This window comes from Actinobacillus pleuropneumoniae, from assembly GCF_003290385.1.
Classification (GTDB): domain Bacteria; phylum Pseudomonadota; class Gammaproteobacteria; order Enterobacterales; family Pasteurellaceae; genus Actinobacillus; species Actinobacillus lignieresii.
Map to the genome: position 1 here is coordinate 1,576,400 of NZ_CP030753.1, position 21,651 is coordinate 1,598,050.

Here is a 21,651-nt window from a genome sequence, read left to right on the forward strand (position 1 = left end):
TCTCGGCAATGTTATCACAAACTGATTAAGGAACTAAAATGGCGGATAAAGTTTTTATTCACGAATTGACAGCTTTTGCTTCCATCGGTGCTTATGATTGGGAACATACGATCAAGCAACGCTTAGTGTTTAATATTGAAATGGAATGGGATTTTACCAAAGCGGTAGCAACGGATGACGTGCAATATTGCTTAAATTATGCGGAAGTATCGGAAAAAATATTAGCCTTTGTCGAATCCAAACCTTTTAAGTTGGTTGAAACCGTCGCCCATCAAGTCGCGGATTTCTTACAGAACACTTATGCTATTCGCGCCTTACGTATCGAATTACATAAACCGAAAGCGGTCGCGCAAGCAAGTAGCGTCGGTGTGATTGTAGAACGAGGTATTTAACAAATATTCTTTTTAAACCTTTTATCCGATAAGTAAGATCTTCATCACTATAGGAGTGCTTATTTGCGGTTATAATAAGCCCCCGTCAAACAGAGGAGCAAAAGCATAATGCCAACTTTATTTGCACTTAAAGAACGTATCGCTCAAGTTGTTCAAGAAAAAAATGATCCTATAGTAACCGCAGTGGCTACAACCTTAGCGGAACAACAGTACAACGCATGCTTTTCTGCGGAACAAGTAAAATTATGGAAGCGACAATTTAAATGCTCGTCGGTTGAATTGGCGCTTGCCTGTTTACCAATTGCCGCCTGTTACGCACTTGTACCGATTTCTAACTTTTATGTGGGAGCGGTTGCAATCGGGGAATCCGGTCGCTTTTATTTCGGGGCGAATCAAGAGTTTAACGCGCAAGCGATTCAACAAACCGTACATGCCGAGCAAAGTGCGATTTCCCATGCATGGCTTGCCGGTGAAACGGCGATTACCGATATGGTGGTAAACTATACGCCTTGCGGTCATTGCCGCCAGTTTATGAACGAATTAAACAGTGCGAAAACCTTAAAAATTCATTTGCCACACAGCCAAAATAATTTGTTACGGCAATATTTACCGGACTCTTTCGGCCCTAAAGATCTAAATATTGAAAAGGTATTATTTGATCAACAAACGCATTCGCTACCGCTTCGGGGCGACTTATTAACGCAAGCGGCGATTCAAACGGCGGCACAATCTTATGCACCATATAGCAAATCGTTAAGCGGGATTGCCTTACAAGTCGGCGAACAAATTATTTGCGGACGTTATGCGGAAAATGCGGCGTTTAACCCGAGCTTTTTACCGTTACAAAGCGCGTTAAATTATCGCCGTTTAAGCGGTAAATCAGATGAACGGATTAGCCGTATTGTAATGGCGGAAAGTAAAGGCACAACCAGCCATCGCCAAATGAGCGAAGCGTTAGCGGAAAGTTTTTTAGGACTAAACCTAGAATATATCGAAGTATAATCGCAAAAATGAAAAAAGCACCTTAGGGTGCTTTTTTATATATTGATTAGTATTTGGAACCGATTCGGAATATATGTCGATTAGTCGCAATTTTTGCTGATAACCAACCGATAAAGATACAAGCGACAATCAGGAAGAACATTTCACTGAACGCTAAACCGTTCAACTCAAATTTCACTGTAAACATATCGGTCACGTATTTCACCACACCGGTAAAGTAACTGATTAACACCGCACTAAACAGAATGGCAAGCAAGCTACCGAAAAAGCCGTAAATCATACCGGTATAAAGGAACGGACGAGCAATAAAGTGATCGGTTGCGCCTAATAATTGCTGCACTTCAATCGACGCTTTACTATTCGCCACATCGGTACGCACCGCATTACCCACCACTAAAAATACCGCAATTAACATTAGCAAAGTGCAAACCATCGCAATGCGAGCGATTAACCAAGTTAAAGCGGTTAATTTTTCCAACCAGCCGTTATCTAAACGAACTTCTTGCACGCCTTTGATCGCTTGTAAACCGTTACGAAACTCCAACATCGTATCGTTGTCGGTAAACTGTTTTTTCGGTTTGAGCGTAACTACCGCCGGTAACGGATTATCGTCAATAATATCTAACGCTTCGCCGAAGCCGGACCAAGAACGAAACTCTTCCAAACTCTGCTGGCGAGAAATATAGTTGAGCGATTCGATTTTATCCGCATCAAAGTGGCGAATACGTTCCACCACCGCATTCACATCGTGTTCGGCAAGGTTTTTATGCAGATAAACCGTTAATTCCGGTTCCGGATAAAATTCGGTTGCCGCTTGATGGGTATTTTTCCAAAGTAAGTAACTGACGGTCGGAATGGTAAGCGAAACCGCAATCACCAATACGGTTAAAAAAGTACCGAACTTGCGCTTTTTAAGATCTTGCCAAACCGAACGTAAGGTATAACGTGTTTGCGCACCGAAAGTCGTATTAAATGAACGAGCCATATTGTTTCCTTAATTTCTGAGATGACCTTGCTCTAATACTAAGCACGGTTTCGGACGTTTTGAAATAATATTGGTATCATGCGTTGCCACTAAAACCGTAGTACCCGCCTGATTAAATTCCTCAAACAAACGGAAAATTTCAAACGAGAGTTTTTCGTCTAAGTTACCGGTCGGTTCGTCGGCTAATAATAAAATCGGACGATGTACGATCGCACGGGCAATATCGACACGTTGTTGCTCACCGCCGGAAAGGTGTAACGGCAAATAATTGGCTTTATTCGCCAAGCCGACACGCTCTAAGGCAATACGCGCTTCACGCTCGACCACTTGCTGATGCATACCTTGAATAATTAACGGTAGTGCGACATTATCTAAAATGGTACGATCGGTAAGTAAGCGGTAATCTTGGTGAACCATACCGATTTGGCGACGTAAAAACGGCAACTCGTGCGGCTCAAGACGGGTAATGTCGTGTCCGTTAAACATCACTTGTCCGCCGTTTGCGCGCTCAATGCCCATAATTAACTTAAGTAAGGTACTTTTACCGGCGCCGGAATGACCGGTTAAATACGCCATACCGCCGGCAGGCAAATGGAAATTAATCCCCTGCAAGGCAGGCTTACCGCCTTTATAAGCTTTACTTACATTTGTGAATTTAATCATTATGTTTACCTTTTCTACTATTAGAAAATAGCGGTCCGATTTCGCTGATTTTTTGCAAAAATTGTCTTTTCAGCCTATTTGTAATCATTGCTATTCTTCGTGTTCGAATAATGCTTCGATAAATTCTTCCGCATTGAACGGACGGAGATCTTCAATTTTTTCTCCGACCCCGATAAAACGAATCGGAATGTTAAATTGGTCGGCTATCGCAAAGATCACGCCGCCTTTTGCCGTACCGTCCAGTTTCGTTAATGTAATACCGGTTAAGCCGACTGCTTCGTTAAATAACTTCGCTTGGCTGATCGCATTTTGTCCCGTGCCGGCATCTAAAGTGAGCATAATTTCGTGCGGTGCGCTTTCATCGTATTTTTTCGTCACGCGCACGATTTTTTTCAGCTCGTCCATTAAGTTGTTTTTATTCTGCAAACGACCTGCGGTATCTGCGATAAGAATATCAATCCCTTTTGAAGCCGCCGATTGCATCGCATCGAAAATTACCGAAGCGGAATCCGAACCGGTAGATTGTGCGACAACAGGAATATTGTTCCGTTCCCCCCAAACTTGTAACTGCTCCACTGCTGCGGCACGGAAAGTATCGCCGGCGGCAAGCATTACCGATTTGCCTTCCGCTTGGAATTTACGCGCCAATTTACCGATAGTGGTAGTTTTACCGACCCCGTTTACCCCGACCATTAAAATCACATAAGGCTTTTTACTCGTGTCGATTTCAAGCGGCTGGCTAACAGGTTTTAACACCTCGCCAAGTTCAAGTTTTAATTGTTGATAGAGTAAATCGGCATCTTTAAGCTGTTTCTTAGAGGCGTGTTGAGTTAAGTTATTGATAACTTTCGTCGTCGTCGGCATACCTAAATCGGCGACCAATAACTGCTCTTCCAATTCTTCAAATAAATCGTCGTCGATTTTTTTACCGCTAAAGAAATTACGGAAACCGGAACCGATACTTTGTTTCGTTTTAACTAAGCCTTTTAATAGACGGCTGAAAAAACCGCCTTCACTCGGTTTTTCTTGGTATTCGTCCGTTTTTGGTTCGGCTTGTTCGTGTTCCGCTTTTTCCGTTTCAAGCTCGACCAACTCTTCCAGTTCTTCAAAGTTTTCTTCCGCATCAGACTTGGTTTTCACTTCACCGGCAAGCTCGGCATCAACCACTTTCTCAACACGTTTTTCGATTTGCTGATGGCGGTTAATTTCGCTTTCGGTTGCAGATTTTTCGCTAAATTCGACCGCTTGTGGAATTTCTTGAGGCGATTCAACATTCGGAGTAGATACTACCGATACAATTTCTTCCGTTGGCGTAAGCGGTTGCTCAATCTTCGCCGTATCAATAATAGAAACCGACTCTTCTTTTTCTTGCTCGAAAGATTGTTCTATTTTATCCGCCGCTTCATGCAAAAAGTCTTTAGCATCTTCAACTTTATCTTCAACAAACTGCTCGAGTCGTTCCGATTTTTGTTCAGCGAATGCTTCGATCTGCTCAAGTTTTTGCTCGATCGTATCCTCAATACGTTCAACAAAATCTTCAGCTTGTTCCGCTTTTTGCTCGACCGCATCAATCAATTCTTTCACTTCCGGCTGAGAGGCGATTTGCTCAAACTTATCTTCAATTTTATCTTCGAGAGCTTCTAATTTTTGTTCTACCGTTTCTTGTAACTGCTCAACCTTTTGTCCCGCTTGTTCTACTTTTTGCTCTACAGTTTCTTCTGCAGCCGATTCGGTATGTTGTTCGGTTTGGATTTCCGCTTGTTTCGGTTCATCTTTTTTACCGAAACCTAACCAAGACCAAAAACCTTTTTTCTTTTCTGCCATATTTTTCTCACTTTTCCTTCAAAATGGACTAAACTTGTATAGTTTATCAAATAATCCTTATTTTTCCTTTAGTTAGTATGAAAAAAAATCGTAATTCCACTTTACAAAACAAGCCGACCGGCGAAGTGCGCGTGATTGCCGGACTGTGGCGAGGGCGAAAGCTGCCGGTGTTAAATACGGAAGGTTTACGCCCGACCACCGACCGAGTAAAAGAAACGCTGTTTAATTGGCTAATGAATGATGTAGCAGGCAGTCGATGTTTAGATTGTTTTGCGGGCAGTGGTTCTCTTGGGATTGAAGCGCTCTCTCGCCAAGCACAAGCGGCTGTTTTTCTTGAGAAATTTGCAAATGCGGCAAATCTGCTGAAAAATAATTTAACCTCGCTTAAAACTACAAATGGCACCGTAATTAATACCGATACGCTGCAATATTTAGCCCAAAAGAACTCGCAGCCAGGATTTGAAGTGGTATTCGTCGATCCGCCTTTTAATCACGGCTTTGTGCCGAAAGTGCTAACATTATTGGCTGAAAATCATTGGCTTGCCGACAATGCGTTGATTTATGTGGAAACGGAAAAGAACCATCCGCCGCTTGAATTACCGAGCAATTGGCAAATTCTTAAAGAAAAAACCGCCGGACAAGTAATAAGTCGCTTGATCCAATGTCTATAAATTTGACTTTCTAAACCTTTATTGGCAAATTAAGTCGCTATTTTTTTATATAAAAGAAACAAATTATGAACAAATTAACTCCGGATGAAGCGATTGATCTCGCTTATGATATTTTCCTTGAAATGGCAGGTGAGAACTTGGATCCTGCGGATATTTTATTATTCAATTTACAATTTGAAGAGCGCGGCGCGGTAGAAATGGTCGAAACCTCGGAGAATTGGGATCAAGAAATCGGTACGTTAATCGATCCCGACGCTTTTGCCGAAGTATGGGTCGGTTTAGTAAACGATAAAGATGAAATGGATGACGTATTCGCTCGTTTCTTGATTTCTCACGATGCGGATAACCGAGAATATCACGTGATCTGGAAGGAATAATTTAAAAGGAGCTTTATGTCTTGTATTCCGAAACCTCAAGAGGTACCTGAATTTTCACAACAATTTCGTAATGCGATGGCGCATTTATCCGCTGCGGTAAGTATTGTGACCACAAACGGGTCTGCCGGCAAAATCGGTATTACCGTATCATCGGTTTGCTCGGTGACCGATACGCCGCCGACCTTGCTTTTCTGTATCAATCAAAGCAGTTCCGTTCACGATATCATTAAGCAAAACGGTAAAGTGTGCATCAACGTATTAAGCCACGAACAAGAAGAAATGGCGAAGCATTTTGCTTGTATGATGTGCAGCAGTATGGAAGAACGTTTCGCTTGGGATATTTGGGACGAAGGCTTTGACAGACAACCGGTATTACGCGGTTCGATTTCAGCCTTACAAGGCGATATTGTCGATACCCATTCGGTGGGTACACATACTATTTTTATGGTTGAGCTGAAACATATTGATGTCACCCCAAATACCGGTTTAGTCTATTTCGGCCGCCAATTTAAAGGCATCGAAATTTAAAAAGCGATCTAATAAATCTTAGGTATTTTTGATATAACCGACTATTTTAGTCGGTTTTTTTATTGCCTAGAAAAATCAGAGGAGTAAAATTTGCCATTATTTTATTCGTTAGAGAGGACTCATCATGCAAAATTTAATTTGCTATAAACAAATGCCGGTTTGGAGCAAAGACAGCCTGCCACAAATGTTTCAAGAAAAGCACAATACGAAGGAAGGAACTTGGGCAAAACTGACCATTCTTAAAGGCGAACTAAAATTTTATGAATTGACTGAACAAGGAGAAGAAGTCAATAGCGTGATTTTTACCCCTGAAAATCAGCCGCCGTTTGTAGAACCGCAAATTTGGCATAAAGTTGAAGCACTTTCCGATGATTTGGAATGTCAGCTCGCATTCTATTGCGAAGCGAAAGATTACTATGCGAAAAAATATAATCTAACCACAACTCATTCTGAAGTGTTAAATTCAGTGAATTATGTGAAAGCCGGTAAAGCGTTGGATTTAGGTTGTGGGCGCGGACGTAATTCTCTCTATCTGAATTTATTAGGTTTTGATGTAACGGCGGTGGATCATAATTCCGAGAGTATCGAATTCTTAAATTATATGATTGAGAAAGAGAATCTGAGCAAGATTGAAACTGGTATTTATGATATTAACCAAGCAACGATTGGCAATCAAAATGGCGAATATGATCTGATTGTTTCGACAGTTGTAATGATGTTCTTAAACCGTGAACGCATTCCGGCAATTATTGAAAATATGCAAAAAAACACCAAAGTCGGTGGCTATAATCTGATTGTGTGTGCGATGAGCACCGAAGAATATCCATGCCCGATGCCGTTCTCATTTACCTTTGGCGAGGGAGAGTTAGCAAACTATTATCAAGACTGGGAATTAGTAAAATACAACGAAGATTTGGGCGAATTGCATAAAACCGATGCGAACGGCAACCGTATTAAAATGCGCTTTGCAACGATGTTAGCCAAGAAAGTCGCCTAATTCCTCTTAATTAGCGAGCTTTCCCAGAAAAACAAGCGGTCTGATTTATCGGGAAATTTGCAAATTTCTCTCAAAATCAGACCGCTTGTTCGTATATAAAAAAGGTACTCGTCAGAGACGAGCACCATCGCTAAAATTTACGCTTTCTCGGCTTCCGGACGCTCAAACGCCAACACCTTCGCCTCTACTCTGCGCAACAGAATCGTCATAATACCGGTAATTACTAAGTAAATCGCTCCGGCAATACCGTAAATGGTAATCGCATCGTATTCCGTACCGTATAACTGGCGGGCATAGCCCATAATATCCAATAAGGTGATGGTTGAAGCTAACGATGTGCCTTTGAACACTAAGATAATCTCATTGCTATACGACGGTAACGCACGGCGCAATGCGTATGAAATTAAAATTTTCAGAGTGTCTAAACGGCTTAAACCAAGTGCCGCACAGGTTTCCCATTGTCCTTTCGGAATCGCTTTTACCGCGCCGTGGAATAATTGAGTCGAATACGCCGCACTATTTAACGCTAACGCTAATGCGGCACAAAACCACGCATCGGATAGGAATTGCCAAGCAAAGCTATCGACAATCCATTGGAATTGTCCGGGCCCATGATAAATCAAAAAGAACTGTACCAATAACGGTGTTCCGGTAAATAGCATCAAATAACCGTTTACGATTGCCTTAATCAGTTTGCTTTCCATTGAAAGTAAGAAGGTCAAAATCACCGCTAATACAAACGCAATCAGCAATGAAACGGCGGTTAAGCTCAAACTGGTCGGAATCCCTTGCGCGATAACGGCTAAATAATCTTGAAACATTATTTACCCCCTCTTTCAAAGCGAGTGAAACGTTTTTCAAGTCCGGCAATAATTACTTGGCTAATTAAAGTAATCGCTAAATAAATTAATGCCGCCAAACCGTACCATGTGAAAGGCTGATGTTCATTGGTATTAATTAAATCCGTCTGACGCATTAAATCGTCCACGCCAATCAAAGAGATCAACGCCGTATCTTTTAACAACACTAACCATTGATTACTTAAACCCGGTAAAGCATGACGCCAAACCTGCGGCATAATAATTCTTAAAAACGTATGCGCACGACTTAGCCCTAATGCCGCACCGCTTTCCCATTGTCCGTTCGGTACGGCTTGAATCGCGCCACGCAATGATTGCGAAGCATAGGCGGAAAAAATTAAGGAAAGCGCTAATACCCCGCAACTAAACGCACTAAACTCAACATATTCGCCGGTAATTTTTTCTACCAATTCGGTTGAACCGAAGAAAATCAGTAAAACGACTAAAATCTCCGGCAAACCACGCAATAAGGCTAAAAAAATAGAAGTCGGTTTACTCACACAAGGTTGTTTACTGGTTTCAAGTACCACAAACAACATTGAAAGTAATAAGCCGACTATCAAGGAAGTCAGTGCCAACCCTAAGGTCATTAGGGTGGCACTATAAATAAGCGGAAGATATTCTGAGAACATAAAAATTATTTAGTCATCCATTTATCGTAGATTTTTTGATATTCGCCGTTCGCTTTAATGGTCGCTAAACCTTTATTTAATTCCGCGACTAATTCGCTATTCGATTTATTTACCGCAATACCTAAACCGTTACCGAAATATTTTTTATTGGTTACTTTGTCACCTACGAATGAAAGCTCCGCTTCTTTCGATAACATATCCGCTAATACCGCAGTATCGCCGAAGATAATATCAATACGACCGTTTTTTAAATCCAATACCGCATCTTGTAACGAAGCGTATGCTTTAGGTGCGTATTGTTTTGCTTCTGCTAACACATATTGCTGGAAGGTCGTACCGTTTTGTACGCCGACATTTTTAGCCGTATTTAAATCCGCTTTACCTTTTACCGCAATAAAACTTGCCGAACTATCATAATAAGCATCGGTAAATGCCACTTGTTTTGCACGGGCTTCAGTAATATCGATTGCTGAAATTGCGCCATCAATACGTTTTTGTTTTACCGCTTGAATTAAACCGTCAAACGCTTGGCTTTTGAATGAGCAATTTGCTTGGATTTCTTTACAGATTGCATTGGCGATATCAACGTCAAAACCAATGATTTCGCCTTTCTCATTGGTCAATTCAAACGGAGGATAGCTTGGCTCCATTGCAAAAGTTAAATCTTTTGCTTGTGCTGAAAATGCGCTAAGTGCGAGAGCTGATACTAATAATAATTTTTTCATAATGTGTCCTTGCATAAGTTTATTCTGAGTGAGAGAGATAATTTTCAAATTGAGCGGTTTTCGGATGTTCAAAACAGTCCGCTCCGCCTTGTTCGATAATTTTGCCTTTTTCCATATATACCACTTTGGTTGCCACTTTACGTGCGACACCGACTTCGTGAGTAACGATAACCTGAGTAATACCAGTTCCTTGTAATTCTTTAATAATATCAACCACTTGTGCAGTAATTTCCGGATCTAATGCTGCTGTCGGTTCATCAAACAGTAAGACTTGTGGCTGCATCATTAACGCACGGGCAATTGCCACACGTTGTTGCTGACCACCGGATAACTGTAATGGAAAGCGATCAGCAAATTCGCCTAAACGTAAACGATCCAAATGTGCTTTAGCACGTTGAATTGCTTCTTCCTTAGCTAAACCAAGCACCTTCATTGGCGCTTCAATCAGGTTTTGTAAAACGCTTAGATGCGGCCATAAATGATATTGTTGAAACACCATACCGACTTCACGGCGTAATAATGCGATTTCTTTCGCATCGGTTTTAACAGAAAGGTTGAATTTATGTTGTGCAATTTCAAGCGTACCGGATTGTGGGATTTCCATTAGGTTTAGCGTGCGGATTAATGTACTTTTACCCGCACCGCTCGGACCTAACAGCACCACCGTATCGCCTTTTTCAATATCTAAATTAATATCGAATAATGCTTGGCTTGAACCGTAAAAAAAGTTGACATTGTGAATACGAATTGCCATTCGTGTAAAATCCTGTGTATTTCAAATAACTGAATGAATAGTAAAATTTATTGCATAATTATGCAAGTTGTTTTTATTATGATTTTGTAAAATTTTTATAAAGAACGACCGCTTGTCATTCAATATAACAAGCAGTCGTTTTTCTCCGAAGTTTTACCGTTGCCGGCGCGAGCATCCTCACTCCTACCGTCTAGCTAATTCTCTCTTAAGTATGAACTTAAACCTTAAACATCATAAGTTCCCATCACGGTTGCCGTAGCTAAAATATGGTCTTGCATTGCGAAATGCAGATCGTTAAAACGGAAACCGGAAATTAAATTCAGCTTGGTATCCAACGCATACACGATAAGTTCGTAACGATGTTTACAATTCGGCGGTGCCATACCGCCGTAATTTGAAGCTTCTTCGATAGAAAAGTTGCCTAATTTACTTGCCCAGGAATTTGCACCTTGTACAAAATCGGTTGCGGTTAGACTTTCGTTTTCAGCAATTTTAGTGCGCTCTAAATCGGCAATTAACCAATGAATCCACACAAAACCGCTGGCGGTAATCGCATCTTTATCTTCCAGTACTACTGCAAAGGATTTCGTCCCTTCAGGTACCTCACTAATTTCAAACGGAATCGAATAACTCGGCGTACCGTTCGGGCTGAATTGGCTGCCGCGTTTGCCGTATTTATCTTCAAACGCTCCGTTTTTAATCGCTGAACTCGTTACTTTCATAGCACCTTCCTTATAGTTAATTATCAAAAATTAACCTATACTATACGCCCATTTAATTTATTAGGAAATATGATGTTATACGCTTCACTTGCCATTGTAATCGGCTTAATTTTACTCGTCTGGAGCGCGGATAAATTTGTAGAGGGTGCGGCTTCTTCCGCCCGTCATTTCGGCATGTCTCCGCTTTTAATCGGTATCGTGATTGTCGGTTTCGGCACCTCGGCGCCGGAAATGTTGGTATCCGCCTCTTCGGCACTAAAAGGCGCTTCGGGGATTGCGCTCGGTAACGCTTACGGATCCAATATCACTAATATTGCGCTTATCTTAGGGGTTACCGCCTTAATCAAACCGATTATTGTCGCTTCCGAAGTGATTAAGAAAGAACTGCCTATGTTAATTTTAATTACGTTAGTGTCAGCGTATATGCTGTTCGATGCGCAAGTCACCCAAATAGAAGCGGTCATTTTATTGATTATTTTTGCCGTTTATATGGGATGGACAATATGGGTCGCATTGCGCAGCAAAAATGATACGCTTGCTCAAACGGAATCTTTAAATGAAGAGAGATTGCCGATTGGCAAAGCACTCTTCTGGGTCGTTATAGGTTTACTATTTTTAATGGCAAGTTCCCAATTGCTTGTTTGGGGAGCGGTCGAAATCGCCAAATATTTCGGCGTGAGCGATTTAGTTATCGGTTTAACCATTGTAGCGGTCGGCACGTCATTACCTGAACTGGCCTCTTCAATTATTGCCGCCCGTAAAGGCGAGTCCGATCTTGCTTTAGGAAATATTGTCGGATCAAATTTATTTAATACGTTAGCAGTGGTCGGGATTGCCGGCGCTATCGAACCGATGCAAGTGGAAGCGGAGGTGTTCTCCCGTGATATGCTCGTGATGTTGGCGGTAACCGTTCTGCTATTTTTCTTTGCGTTTAGCTTCCGTAAAAGAGCGGGCAGAATTAATCGGGCGGAAGGTGCGATTCTCTTTATATGCTATGTCGCCTACACCTTATATCTGTTGGTTTAAAGAGCCGAATAAAATAAATCAAGCGGTCGTTTTTCTTGGAGACTTTGCAAAAATCTTCGGAAAAACGACCGCTTGTTTTAACGTACCGTTTTGTTTTTATCTAACGGTACGATTTGTAAAGTTTTCCCCAACGGCACAAGCAACTTTAATACCGTCGCCAACGACGGATTAACCGAGCCTTTTTCTACCCGAGCAATCATAGATTGTTTTACGCCGCTTAATTTCTCCAATTTTCGTTGAGAGATACCGAGCTGCTGACGGGTTTCAATGATTTCTAAAATAAGCCGTATGCGAAACTGAGTTTCCGCTATTTCCGACTCGTCAAAAATTTCTTGTTCAAACGATGTCCAACTAGAACCAATAGGGCTCATCTTTTATTCTCTCCTGTAAATCCGCCAACCGAACTTTTGCACGTTCTATTTCTCGTTTCGGAATTCGATAATTCTGTTTGGCAAAATAATGCAACAACACAAATTTTCCCCGAATAATACTTGCAAATAACAGGCAATCGCCCACCGGACGTAACTGCCAAATACGATCTTCCAAATGCTTAATATAATTCTCACCGGCTCGAGTACCGTGCAAATGTAAAATACTCAAATGATGGCTGATTTTGTGTAATCGTTCTCGACTGCCTTCCTGCCGTTCTTTTAGTAGCCTTAACAGAAATTCTTTTACGGGTTCTCTCCCCCGCTTATCTCGATAAAAGACTATTTCATACATCGTTTTTTTCTCCTTTTGAATGAAAACGCGTAAATTAATTATGGCTTTATCGAGTAACTTTCTCAACACAAAATGTCATTTTATGTCAATTTTTTTAAGAAATATTCACGATTTTTGTTGTAAGAAGCAGGCATTTTGCCTGACCTTACTTATTTATATTACAATACGCCACCTTTTATCTTTCTATATCGATATGCTAAAACGTTTTATTTTTCTCTTGGTCGGCATAACGCTAACCCTTTCCGCACACGCCGGTTTATTCGGTAACGACCAACCCAAATATTTGAGCGGAGCCGAAGCATTCGCTTTTTCCGCCACACCGAAATCCGATAAACAAATTGAGCTGAACTGGCAAATTGCCGACGGTTATTATCTGTATAAAAAAGAAATACAGGTCACGCCGCAAAATGCCGAAATCCAACCGTTAGCGTTCCCTGCTGCGGAAAATTATCACGATGAGTTTTTCGGTGAGGTGGAAATTTTCCGTAATCAGCTGACGTTGCCGATAACGTTCTCTGCAGAACAAGCGAACGCTAGTCTTTCGGTTCATTATCAAGGCTGTACCAAAGGTTTCTGCTATCCGCCCGAAACGGTCACCGTTAGTTTAGACGGGCAACAAGCGGTCGATTCCGCTCAAAATGTTGCAAAAAATAGAGAAAATTCAACCGCTTCTCAGCCTTTGGCTAATGCACCGAAAGCGGAACAGGATCAGCTTGCCGAGAATTTAGCGAACAATCGCTTATCGATTTTTTGGTTCTTTTTACTGGGTATCGGTTTAGCCTTTACCCCGTGCGTATTACCAATGCTGCCGTTATTATCTGCAATTGTGATTGGCAATAAGCAACGCCCTAATACGTTCAAAGCTTTATTACTCAGCTTTGCTTACGTACAAGGTATGGCGCTTACTTATACGCTATTAGGCTTAGTGGTGGCGGCGATCGGCTTACCGTTCCAAGTGGCGTTGCAAAGCCCGCCGGTGCTGATTTCGCTTGCGATTTTATTCACTATTTTAGCCGCTTCGATGTTCGGCTTATTTGAAATCCGTTTGCCGAATTCATGGCAGCAAAAACTGAATGCAATGAGCCAAAAACAGCAAGGCGGTGCATTTGGTAGCGTATTTGTAATGGGGATGATTGCCGGCTTAGTGGCTTCGCCTTGTACTTCGGCGCCGTTATCCGGCGCATTGCTGTATGTTGCCCAAAGTGGGGACTTGCTCACCGGCGGATTAGCACTCTATTTATTAGCCTTAGGAATGGGGATTCCGTTAATTCTGATTACCTTATTCGGCAACCGTATTTTACCGAAATCGGGCGATTGGTTATTAAAAGTCAAAACCGCCTTCGGTTTCGTGATGTTAGCCTTACCGGTCTTTTTACTTAGCCGTATTTTACCGAGCCATTATGAGCCGTTGATGTGGTCGGCGCTGGCAATGGTGTTTGTCGGCTGGTTGATTAGCGTGATTCCGACACAAGGCGTCATCAAACAAGCGGTTAGAATTGTACTGTTTCTTACCTTTGCGGTTGCTTCTTACCCTTGGGCGAATTTAGTATGGAATCAAGGCAACAGTAGCCATTCGGCACAAGTAAGCAACCACTTAGCGTTTGAACGCGTACAATCCCTTGCAGAATTACAGGAAAAATTGACCGCTTCACAGGGCAAAAAAGTGATGTTGGATCTGTATGCCGACTGGTGTGTCGCCTGTAAGGAGTTTGAGAAATACACCTTTACCGACCAAGCTGTACAGCAAAAATTAGCTGAGATGGTGGTATTACAAGTGGATATGACCAATAATTCGGCACAAAACGATGAGCTGATGAAACACTTCAACGTACTAGGTTTACCGACCATTTTATTCTTTGATGAGAACGGTAAGGAACTGACACAATCAAGAGTTACCGGCTTCTTAGAAGCAAATCAATTTTTAAATTGGCTAAATCAGTTATAATCTCACGGCACAAGTTGATCGCTTGTGCCATTTTTTATTAATCACAATAAGTTTGCTATGAACCAAGACAATCATAAAATTGAAGACATTATTCGTATTTTCGATGAATGTTTCGCCGAAGAATACAATACTCGCTTAGAAAAGGGCGAAGACTACCCGATTTACTTACCCGCATTTTTAGATGAAGACGGCGTGAAATCCGATCGTCCGTACAATGTAATTTTATTTGCACACGGCTATTACAGCAGTGCATTACACGAAATCGCTCATTGGCTAGTGGCAGGAACTGAACGCCGTAAATTAGAAGATTTCGGTTATTGGTACGAACCGGACGGACGCTCGGCGGAACGTCAGCGTGAATTTGAATCGGTGGAAGTTAAACCGCAAGCGATTGAATGGGTGTTAGCAACTGCCGCCGGATTCCGCTATTTTGCCAGTGCGGATAATCTTTCCGGCAATCCGGGCGATAATTCCGTGTTTAAACAAGCGGTTTTTGATCAGGTAAAAATTTATGCGGAGCGTGGTTATTTACCGAAACGAGCCGAAACGCTACGTAAAGCGTTAGCCGAATTCTACGGCACAGAGGATAAAATTGATTTAGCAAATTTTGATTTGGCGAGAATCTAACAAATAAGCGGTTAAATTTTTAGGAAATTTAACCGCTTGTATTTTAGTTATCGGAAAGATATTCTAAACCGTACTGATAAAGTGCATTCTTTTTATAGCCGAAAGTCTCCGCTACGATTGCCGCCGCTTTTTTCAGCGGTAATTCTTGGCAAAGTAAACCGAGTAATTTGACCGCTTGAGCAGAAAACGCTTCATCTGCCTGTTCCGGTTTTCCTTCCACCACTAACACAATCTCACCTTTAATGCGATTGCTGTCTTCATTTAACCATGCAATTAAATTTGCCAACGTATCGCCATGAATAGTTTCCCACGTTTTGGTAATTTCACGAGCCATCACCACATAACGATCTGCGCCCAACATTTTCTGCATATCTTCAAGCGTATCTAAAATGCGATGGGTTGATTCATAAAAAATCAGGGTACGCGGTTCATCAGCCACTTCTGCTAATTTATCGCAACGTGATTTTGTCTTAGCCGGTAAGAACCCTTCAAAACAAAAGCGGTCTGAGGCAATACCGGACGCACAAAGTGCAGTAATTGCGGCACAAGCGCCGGGTAACGGCACAACTTTGACTCCGGCTTGGCGGCAATGGCGCACCAAGTGGAAACCCGGATCACTAATTAATGGCGTACCGGCATCGGAGATCAGCGCAATATTCAGCCCTTGTTGTAATTTTTCAACTAATACCGCTGCTTTTTGTTGTTCATTATGATCGTGTAAGGCAAAAAACGGTTTTTTGATACCGTAATGGCTAAGTAATAAACCGCTATGACGAGTATCTTCGGCGGCAATTAAATCGACTTGAGCAAAAGTATCCAGTGCGCGTTGCGTAATATCGCCAAGGTTACCGATTGGTGTCGCCACAATATACAAAGTACCGTTTTGTTCGTTTTTCATTTGATTTTCACTCGTTTGATAAGTAAGATTTCAATATTATTCCGCCCATTATAGTCTATTAGGAGCAATACAATGGCGACTATTTTAAAACAGAAAATAAAAACTGTCTTTGTCCCAACCGCAATGGCGCTTTTTCTTTCTGCTTGTACCGGTACAAGTTTTTTTGAAAACCCATTAACCAAAACGGTCAAAGACGAAGCATACGCAACGTCGGAGTTTTATATCAATAAAGCGGATCGAGCCACAGATAAAGAAGATAAAATTACTTATCGCCTATTAGCCGTTCGTAAACTGATTGATGAAAATAAAGCGGCAGAAGCACAAAATACCTTCGACGATCTCACTCTATCGCTCGCCGATATCCAGAAAAATGAAATTCAAAAAGTAGAATATAACTTGGTTGCGGCGCAACTTGCGGCATTACAGGGTAATGAAGCACAAGCCGTTTCACTTTTAAGACTGGTGCCGACGACCCAATTAAGCCGTACGCAAAGTATGCGTTACTATCAAACACAAGCGCGTATTGCGGAAAATCGTAAAGACGTGCTTGAAGCGGTGAGAGTGCGTTCTTTAATGACTTCTCAATTAATCGATAATAAGTTACGTCAAGAAAATAACAATCAAATTTGGTCATTATTACGTAATGCGAATAAAGGTGCGTTGTCTATTGCCAATCCGGGACCGGGCGAAACCGAGTTTGCCGGTTGGTTAGCTTTAATTGCGGTTTACAACCAAAACGTTTCGACACCGGCGCAAATGCCGCAGGGTATTAATAACTGGAAACAACTCTATCCGAATCATAGTGCGGTAACGGTCATGCCGGCGGAGTTACAAAACGTATCGAATTTCCAACAAACCCAATTAAACGGCATCGCTTTACTTTTACCGTTAAGCGGTGACGCTAAAATTTTAGGCGATATTATCAAAAAAGGCTTTAATGACGCTAAAGGCGCGGACTCCATTCCGGTGCAAACATACGATACGGATAGCGGTTCGGTCGAAAGTATTTTGGCACAGGCTAAGCAACAAGGCGCACAAACGATTATCGGTCCGTTACTAAAATCTCGTGTCGATGAAATGTTGTTAAGTCCTGAAATCCGAAATGTGAATGTATTGGCTTTAAATTCGACACCAAATGTAAAAGCGATTCCGGGCGTATGTTATTACGGTTTATCGCCGGAAGCGGAAGCGAGAGCCGGAGCGGATCGCTTATATCGCGACGGTTATTCGCGTGCTATCGTTGCCGCATCACAAGATGATTTCGGACAACGTTCCGCAGATGCATTCTCACAACGTTGGCGACAATTAACCAATACGGATGCGGACGTACGCTATTACAATATTCCTCAAGATGCGGTTGTCGCAATTCAGAATTCGGGCGGTGTGCAAGGTGCGGCATTATATGCGTTAGGTACCGCCGAGCAGTTACTTGAATTAAAACAAGGTATCGACGGTTCATCGCTTGCCGGACAATTGAATATTTATACCTCTTCACGCAGTAATTCGCCGAATAACGGTATCGAATTCCGTACCGCAATGGAAGGAGTGAAATTCAGTGAAATTCCTCTGCTTGCGGACCCGAATTCGGACGAATATAAAAAAGCGGAAACTTTAGCGGAAAGCGATTTCTCGATGATGCGTTTATATGCAATGGGTTCCGATGCTTGGGCGTTAGCAAATAAATTCAATGAATTCCGCCAAATTCCGGGTTATAGCGTTTCAGGTTTAACCGGTAATTTAACCGCCAGCCCTAACTGTAATATCGAACGCGGAATGTCTTGGTTGCAATATCGTAATGGTGCAGTGGAAAACGCTAACTAAACGTTCGCAAGGTGCGAATTTTGAACAAAAAGCCCGTGAATTTTTAGAACGAAACGGGCTTAAGTTTATTGCGGCAAATCAGCAATTCAAATGCGGCGAATTGGATTTGATTATGCGCCAAGGCGATACCTTCGTTTTTGTAGAAGTTCGCCAACGTAAAAGTAATCGATTCGGTTCCGCAGTCGAAAGTATAGATTATCGGAAGCAACAAAAATGGCTGGATGCCGCCAATATGTGGCTGTTTACGCGACATAAGCAAAGTTTGGATACCGCAAATTGCCGCTTTGATGTTGTCGCCTTTGAAGGAAATGATCCGCCTCTTTGGATCCCAAATTTTTTAGGATAGTTCTTTTCATGCTCGAAAAAATTCAAGATCGTTTTACCGAAAGTATCCAGATCCAAATAGCGGCGGCCGAATTACTCCCCAAAACCTTGAGTGAAGCGGCTAATCGTGTAGTCGCCTGTTTATTAAGGGGAAATAAAATCATCGTATGCGGACACGGTCGCTCTTATGCCAATGCACAACTACTTGTCAGCCATTTATTACATAAATACGATTTAAATCGCCCCAGTTTCTCGGCATTATTATTGCAATTCGACGGCGTACTTGCCGGCGTACTCGCACAAGATAGCGAATTGGTAAATATCTACCGCAAACAGTTACAAGCCGTAGCAAAAGACGGCGATATTTTTATTACCTTTTCGCCTACCGGTAATGAAGAAGCGGTTTTAAATGCGATTCATTCGGCAAAAAATGAAGGGCTGGAAATCATTACTTTTACCAGTAGCCGTAATGACCATACGCAAGGCTTATTGGATGAGCACGATCTCGAAATTTCTATGCCGTCCAGTAGCGAACTGAGAGTGATTGAAGGTCATCAATTTTGTGTAAACGTGCTATGCGAATTAGTTGATCACTTACTTTTTTCTTAACTTTATAAAAAGGATATTGTTATGCTTACGTTAAAAAAAATCGGTTTAACCAGTTTATTTGCCGTCAGTCTTCTATCTCTGCAAGGATGTATCGCTACTGCGGTTGTCACTTCCGCTGCGGTTGCCGGCAAAGTGGCGATGGATCCTCGTAGCGCGGGTACTCAAGTTGATGATGAAGTGCTTGAAGAGCGTGTGGCGTATAACTTAAGCAAAGATGCTCAGCTTAAAGAAGAAGCCCGTATCAATGTGGTGGCTTACAACGGCAAAGTATTATTAATCGGTCAAGCGCCTACTATGTCAGCTTCGGAAAGTGCTAAAAATCTTGCAGCCGGTGCGGAGGGTGTGACAGAAATTTATAATGAAATTCGCACAGGTGAAAAAATCGGTGTCGGACAAATCTCTATTGACAGTTGGATTACTACTGCGATTAAATCAAAACTGTTAGCCAACTCGGAAGTAAAAGCCACAGAAGTTAAAGTCATTACCGAAAACGGTGAAGTCTTCTTAATCGGAAAACTCTCACCGGCACAAGCGGATGCCGCAGCCGAAGTAGCTCGTAATGTGCGCGGGGTAAATAAAGTAATTAAAGTGATTAATTACGTACAATAACCGATATGAAAAACCGCCTTTAACAAAAGGCGGTTTTTTTACAAAAAACAAATGAAATTCGACCGCTTACTATTCCTCATTTTGCATCGCAATAAAAGCTAATCTTCGTCGTTCCGCAATACGGTGCTTCGTTTTCCAGATATGAAAAAGACGACGCGCTTTATGATTACACACGAGTTTTTTCTTGGTTTTAAGTTTACGTTTCATTGCTCTATTCCTTCAAAGTTGAATCCGATTCTTTGCTTATCCCTTGCGGAACACTCGGTTGCTCTTCATTATTCTGGATTTGTTGTTCCTCTACCCTTTGATGGTTAATGATACTACTATAATATCGACGAATATTTTCGACATACTGAAATGCCTCAAACCCTCGAGCATAGCCGTATTTTAAACCGCTATAATGACGCTTCTCCGCTAAAAGCGGTAGGTTCTTCTTCACATCCAACCAATTATCCGGATTACCGCCCAACTGCCTCGTTAAACGGCGAACATCCAATAAATGCCCGAATCCCATATTATAAGCGGCTAATCCGTACCAAATACGATCTTCTTTCGGTACCGTTTCGGGAATTTGTCTCATCAGCATATGAAGATATTCGGAACCGGCACGAATACTTTGTTCCGCACTAGTTCGATCCGTAATTTTCATACGCTCTGCCGTATCTCTGGTCAGCATCATCATACCGCGTACACCGGTCGGAGAAGTCGCATTCGGATCCCAATGCGATTCCTGATAAGCGATAGCCGCCAGCATCTGCCATTCCAAATCGCCGCGATACTTTTCAAACAGGGACTGATATTTAGGTAAGACCAATTTAATTGCTTTTAAATAACTTTGTATATCGACGTAATCAAAATGCGCCAAATGATTAAAATATTTTTCTTCGATCCGTGAGATCAATCCGGTTTCGTTCGCATGATTCATAAAATCCAATACCGCAGCTTGCAGCTCACTATAAGAACTGTTCGGTAAATACCACAATACCGGCGCCTCATCGGTTAAATCGAAACCGACCGCAATATTCGGGCGGATATGTTGTGCGGCGGAAATATCAACGGATATGCCGACCGTATAAGGAATTTTTCCCTCGGCGACTTGGAGCAATAACTCTTCCTGCGTAAACTGATTAGTAGTTTGCCAACTTAGTTTCGGATTATCTTCTTTTAAGCGTTGTAAAATCGGCAATACCGCCGAACCGGCAGGTATGATCAAATCACCTTCTAATTCCGACAGTTTATAAGGGCGGTTACTGCCTTTTTTATATACGACTTGCCAAGAAGCGGAATAATAAGCCGAACCGATTTGAAACTGCTTACTCAATTCCGGCTGGTATAACAAGCCTGCCGCCGCAATATCCACTTTATTGTCTTTTAATGCGCTAAAGAGCTGCTCACTGTTATCAAAAGTTTTAATATCCAATCTTACATCAAGATAATTAGCAAACGATTTGGCCAATTCGTATTCTATCCCGGCTGTACCTTCCGCCCCGATAAAATAGGAAAGAGGATGATTAACCATTCCGACTCTTAATATTTTACGTTGTTGAATTTGGTTATAGCGGTTTTCTTCCGCCTGCATTAATTGTTGCCACGGAAATACCATATCCCAAGCCCAAAGCAAAAGCGCAAAGCCTGCAATGAATCTGGCAATTAATCCTTTCAATATAAAATCCTCTATATTTCAATTACCATATAAGTCTAGCCGAATTTTCCCGATTACGGAATAACCCTATATGATTTATTCTAAACAACAATAATCGTTAATATGATTAAAAGGAATAAAATTAGGTATTTATAGGAAATAAAAAGAAATGATTTATGAAATGGCGCACCCGAGAGGATTCGAACCTCTGACCGCTCGGTTCGTAGCCGAGTACTCTATCCAGCTGAGCTACGGGTGCGTTATATTTTGAATGGTGAGTTATTTAGTTTTATCA

General features: G+C 41.9%; 26 protein-coding genes and 1 tRNA gene. 13 read left to right on the forward strand and 14 right to left on the reverse strand.

The window, feature by feature from the left end; genetic code table 11:
- The first annotated feature begins 38 nt into the window (after window positions 1–38).
- Together folB and cdd are read left to right on the forward strand one after the other, a co-directional pair.
- Complete coding sequence (folB, locus tag DRF63_RS07325; protein ID WP_005598448.1) at window positions 39–392, forward strand: dihydroneopterin aldolase; 354 nt, start codon at window positions 39–41, stop codon at window positions 390–392.
- 108 nt (window positions 393–500) lie between these two features.
- Window positions 501–1,394, forward strand: a complete 894-nt coding sequence (gene cdd, locus DRF63_RS07330; RefSeq protein ID WP_005598450.1) for a cytidine deaminase — start codon at window positions 501–503, stop codon at window positions 1,392–1,394.
- A gap of 46 nt (window positions 1,395–1,440) precedes the next feature.
- Here cdd and ftsX read toward each other — a convergent pair whose 3' ends face one another.
- The 3 genes from ftsX to ftsY all read right to left on the reverse strand — a co-directional run bounded on the left by ftsX (window position 1,441) and on the right by ftsY (window position 4,866).
- Window positions 1,441–2,379, reverse strand: a complete 939-nt coding sequence (ftsX, locus tag DRF63_RS07335) for a permease-like cell division protein FtsX (protein ID WP_005598452.1) — start codon at window positions 2,377–2,379, stop codon at window positions 1,441–1,443.
- Window positions 2,380–2,388: 9 nt separating this feature from the next.
- Window positions 2,389–3,042: a cell division ATP-binding protein FtsE gene (gene ftsE / locus DRF63_RS07340; protein WP_005598455.1), complete on the reverse strand. Its 654-nt coding sequence runs from the start codon at window positions 3,040–3,042 to the stop codon at window positions 2,389–2,391.
- A gap of 90 nt (window positions 3,043–3,132) precedes the next feature.
- Window positions 3,133–4,866: a signal recognition particle-docking protein FtsY gene (gene ftsY, locus DRF63_RS07345; RefSeq protein ID WP_005598458.1), complete on the reverse strand. Its 1,734-nt coding sequence runs from the start codon at window positions 4,864–4,866 to the stop codon at window positions 3,133–3,135.
- Between the two features lie 77 nt (window positions 4,867–4,943).
- Here ftsY and rsmD point away from each other — a divergent pair, with 77 nt between their 5' ends.
- The 4 genes from rsmD to tehB all read left to right on the forward strand — a co-directional run bounded on the left by rsmD (window position 4,944) and on the right by tehB (window position 7,439).
- Entirely contained in the window at window positions 4,944–5,537 is a 594-nt protein-coding gene (gene rsmD / locus DRF63_RS07350) for a 16S rRNA (guanine(966)-N(2))-methyltransferase RsmD (protein ID WP_005598459.1), read from the forward strand.
- 65 nt (window positions 5,538–5,602) lie between these two features.
- The gene (locus DRF63_RS07355; protein WP_005598462.1) at window positions 5,603–5,914 is read left to right on the forward strand and encodes an HI1450 family dsDNA-mimic protein; all 312 of its coding nucleotides are present in this window, start codon (window positions 5,603–5,605) and stop codon (window positions 5,912–5,914) included.
- Window positions 5,915–5,929: 15 nt separating this feature from the next.
- The gene (hpaC, locus tag DRF63_RS07360; protein ID WP_005598464.1) at window positions 5,930–6,442 is read left to right on the forward strand and encodes a 4-hydroxyphenylacetate 3-monooxygenase, reductase component; all 513 of its coding nucleotides are present in this window, start codon (window positions 5,930–5,932) and stop codon (window positions 6,440–6,442) included.
- A gap of 124 nt (window positions 6,443–6,566) precedes the next feature.
- Window positions 6,567–7,439 (forward strand): SAM-dependent methyltransferase TehB, encoded by an 873-nt coding sequence (gene tehB, locus DRF63_RS07365; protein WP_005598466.1) that lies wholly within the window; start codon window positions 6,567–6,569, stop codon window positions 7,437–7,439.
- Between the two features lie 137 nt (window positions 7,440–7,576).
- Here the strand turns inward: tehB and artM are convergent, their stop codons facing one another.
- From artM to DRF63_RS07390, 5 genes are all read right to left on the reverse strand, one after another.
- The gene (gene artM, locus DRF63_RS07370; RefSeq protein ID WP_005598468.1) at window positions 7,577–8,260 is read right to left on the reverse strand and encodes an arginine ABC transporter permease ArtM; all 684 of its coding nucleotides are present in this window, start codon (window positions 8,258–8,260) and stop codon (window positions 7,577–7,579) included.
- Window positions 8,260–8,931, reverse strand: a complete 672-nt coding sequence (artQ, locus tag DRF63_RS07375) for an arginine ABC transporter permease ArtQ (protein WP_005598470.1) — start codon at window positions 8,929–8,931, stop codon at window positions 8,260–8,262. Before artQ ends, artM begins: the two co-directional genes overlap by 1 nt.
- Before the next feature lie 5 nt (window positions 8,932–8,936).
- Window positions 8,937–9,656, reverse strand: a complete 720-nt coding sequence (locus DRF63_RS07380; protein WP_043991873.1) for a transporter substrate-binding domain-containing protein — start codon at window positions 9,654–9,656, stop codon at window positions 8,937–8,939.
- 19 nt (window positions 9,657–9,675) lie between these two features.
- The gene (gene artP, locus DRF63_RS07385) at window positions 9,676–10,410 is read right to left on the reverse strand and encodes an arginine ABC transporter ATP-binding protein ArtP (RefSeq protein WP_005598473.1); all 735 of its coding nucleotides are present in this window, start codon (window positions 10,408–10,410) and stop codon (window positions 9,676–9,678) included.
- Window positions 10,411–10,634: 224 nt separating this feature from the next.
- Complete coding sequence (locus tag DRF63_RS07390; protein WP_005598474.1) at window positions 10,635–11,132, reverse strand: YbhB/YbcL family Raf kinase inhibitor-like protein; 498 nt, start codon at window positions 11,130–11,132, stop codon at window positions 10,635–10,637.
- 72 nt (window positions 11,133–11,204) lie between these two features.
- Between DRF63_RS07390 and DRF63_RS07395 the strand changes: the two genes are divergently transcribed.
- Window positions 11,205–12,158 carry a calcium/sodium antiporter gene (locus tag DRF63_RS07395; protein ID WP_043991874.1) on the forward strand — a complete coding sequence of 318 codons (954 nt, stop codon included), beginning with the start codon at window positions 11,205–11,207 and terminating at the stop codon, window positions 12,156–12,158.
- Window positions 12,159–12,235: 77 nt separating this feature from the next.
- On the opposite strand, the gene DRF63_RS07400 is transcribed toward DRF63_RS07395, so the two are convergent.
- Window positions 12,236–12,529 (reverse strand): helix-turn-helix domain-containing protein, encoded by a 294-nt coding sequence (locus DRF63_RS07400; protein WP_005598477.1) that lies wholly within the window; start codon window positions 12,527–12,529, stop codon window positions 12,236–12,238.
- The gene (locus DRF63_RS07405) at window positions 12,510–12,881 is read right to left on the reverse strand and encodes a type II toxin-antitoxin system RelE/ParE family toxin (RefSeq protein ID WP_005619674.1); all 372 of its coding nucleotides are present in this window, start codon (window positions 12,879–12,881) and stop codon (window positions 12,510–12,512) included. Before DRF63_RS07405 ends, DRF63_RS07400 begins: the two co-directional genes overlap by 20 nt.
- Window positions 12,882–13,074: 193 nt before the next feature.
- Here DRF63_RS07405 and DRF63_RS07410 point away from each other — a divergent pair, with 193 nt between their 5' ends.
- Both DRF63_RS07410 and DRF63_RS07415 read left to right on the forward strand, forming a co-directional pair.
- Window positions 13,075–14,826 carry a protein-disulfide reductase DsbD gene (locus tag DRF63_RS07410; RefSeq protein ID WP_005598482.1) on the forward strand — a complete coding sequence of 584 codons (1,752 nt, stop codon included), beginning with the start codon at window positions 13,075–13,077 and terminating at the stop codon, window positions 14,824–14,826.
- 57 nt (window positions 14,827–14,883) lie between these two features.
- Window positions 14,884–15,453: an elongation factor P hydroxylase gene (locus tag DRF63_RS07415; protein WP_005598484.1), complete on the forward strand. Its 570-nt coding sequence runs from the start codon at window positions 14,884–14,886 to the stop codon at window positions 15,451–15,453.
- A 43-nt stretch (window positions 15,454–15,496) separates the two neighbouring features.
- On the opposite strand, the gene rsmI is transcribed toward DRF63_RS07415, so the two are convergent.
- Window positions 15,497–16,351 carry a 16S rRNA (cytidine(1402)-2'-O)-methyltransferase gene (gene rsmI / locus DRF63_RS07420; RefSeq protein WP_005598486.1) on the reverse strand — a complete coding sequence of 285 codons (855 nt, stop codon included), beginning with the start codon at window positions 16,349–16,351 and terminating at the stop codon, window positions 15,497–15,499.
- A gap of 72 nt (window positions 16,352–16,423) precedes the next feature.
- On the opposite strand from rsmI, the gene DRF63_RS07425 reads away from it, so the two are divergent.
- Genes DRF63_RS07425 through dolP form a run of 4 tightly spaced genes read left to right on the forward strand, consistent with a single transcriptional unit; the run spans window position 16,424 to window position 19,714 of the window.
- Window positions 16,424–18,172, forward strand: a complete 1,749-nt coding sequence (locus tag DRF63_RS07425; protein ID WP_005598488.1) for a penicillin-binding protein activator — start codon at window positions 16,424–16,426, stop codon at window positions 18,170–18,172.
- Window positions 18,147–18,518 carry a YraN family protein gene (locus tag DRF63_RS07430; RefSeq protein WP_005598490.1) on the forward strand — a complete coding sequence of 124 codons (372 nt, stop codon included), beginning with the start codon at window positions 18,147–18,149 and terminating at the stop codon, window positions 18,516–18,518. Before DRF63_RS07425 ends, DRF63_RS07430 begins: the two co-directional genes overlap by 26 nt.
- 8 nt (window positions 18,519–18,526) lie before the next feature.
- Window positions 18,527–19,105: a D-sedoheptulose-7-phosphate isomerase gene (locus tag DRF63_RS07435; protein WP_005598492.1), complete on the forward strand. Its 579-nt coding sequence runs from the start codon at window positions 18,527–18,529 to the stop codon at window positions 19,103–19,105.
- Window positions 19,106–19,126: 21 nt separating this feature from the next.
- On the forward strand, window positions 19,127–19,714 hold the full coding sequence (gene dolP / locus DRF63_RS07440; RefSeq protein WP_005598495.1) for a division/outer membrane stress-associated lipid-binding lipoprotein: 588 nt from the start codon (window positions 19,127–19,129) through the stop codon (window positions 19,712–19,714).
- A gap of 69 nt (window positions 19,715–19,783) precedes the next feature.
- Here dolP and DRF63_RS11145 read toward each other — a convergent pair whose 3' ends face one another.
- The 3 genes from DRF63_RS11145 to DRF63_RS07450 all read right to left on the reverse strand — a co-directional run bounded on the left by DRF63_RS11145 (window position 19,784) and on the right by DRF63_RS07450 (window position 21,615).
- Window positions 19,784–19,921, reverse strand: coding sequence for a hypothetical protein (locus tag DRF63_RS11145; protein ID WP_005598497.1), 138 nt, complete (start codon window positions 19,919–19,921; stop codon window positions 19,784–19,786).
- Between the two features lie 4 nt (window positions 19,922–19,925).
- Window positions 19,926–21,377, reverse strand: a complete 1,452-nt coding sequence (mltF, locus tag DRF63_RS07445) for a membrane-bound lytic murein transglycosylase MltF (protein ID WP_005598500.1) — start codon at window positions 21,375–21,377, stop codon at window positions 19,926–19,928.
- Between the two features lie 161 nt (window positions 21,378–21,538).
- Window positions 21,539–21,615: transfer RNA gene (locus DRF63_RS07450), tRNA-Arg, on the reverse strand.
- Window positions 21,616–21,651: the final 36 nt, after the last annotated feature.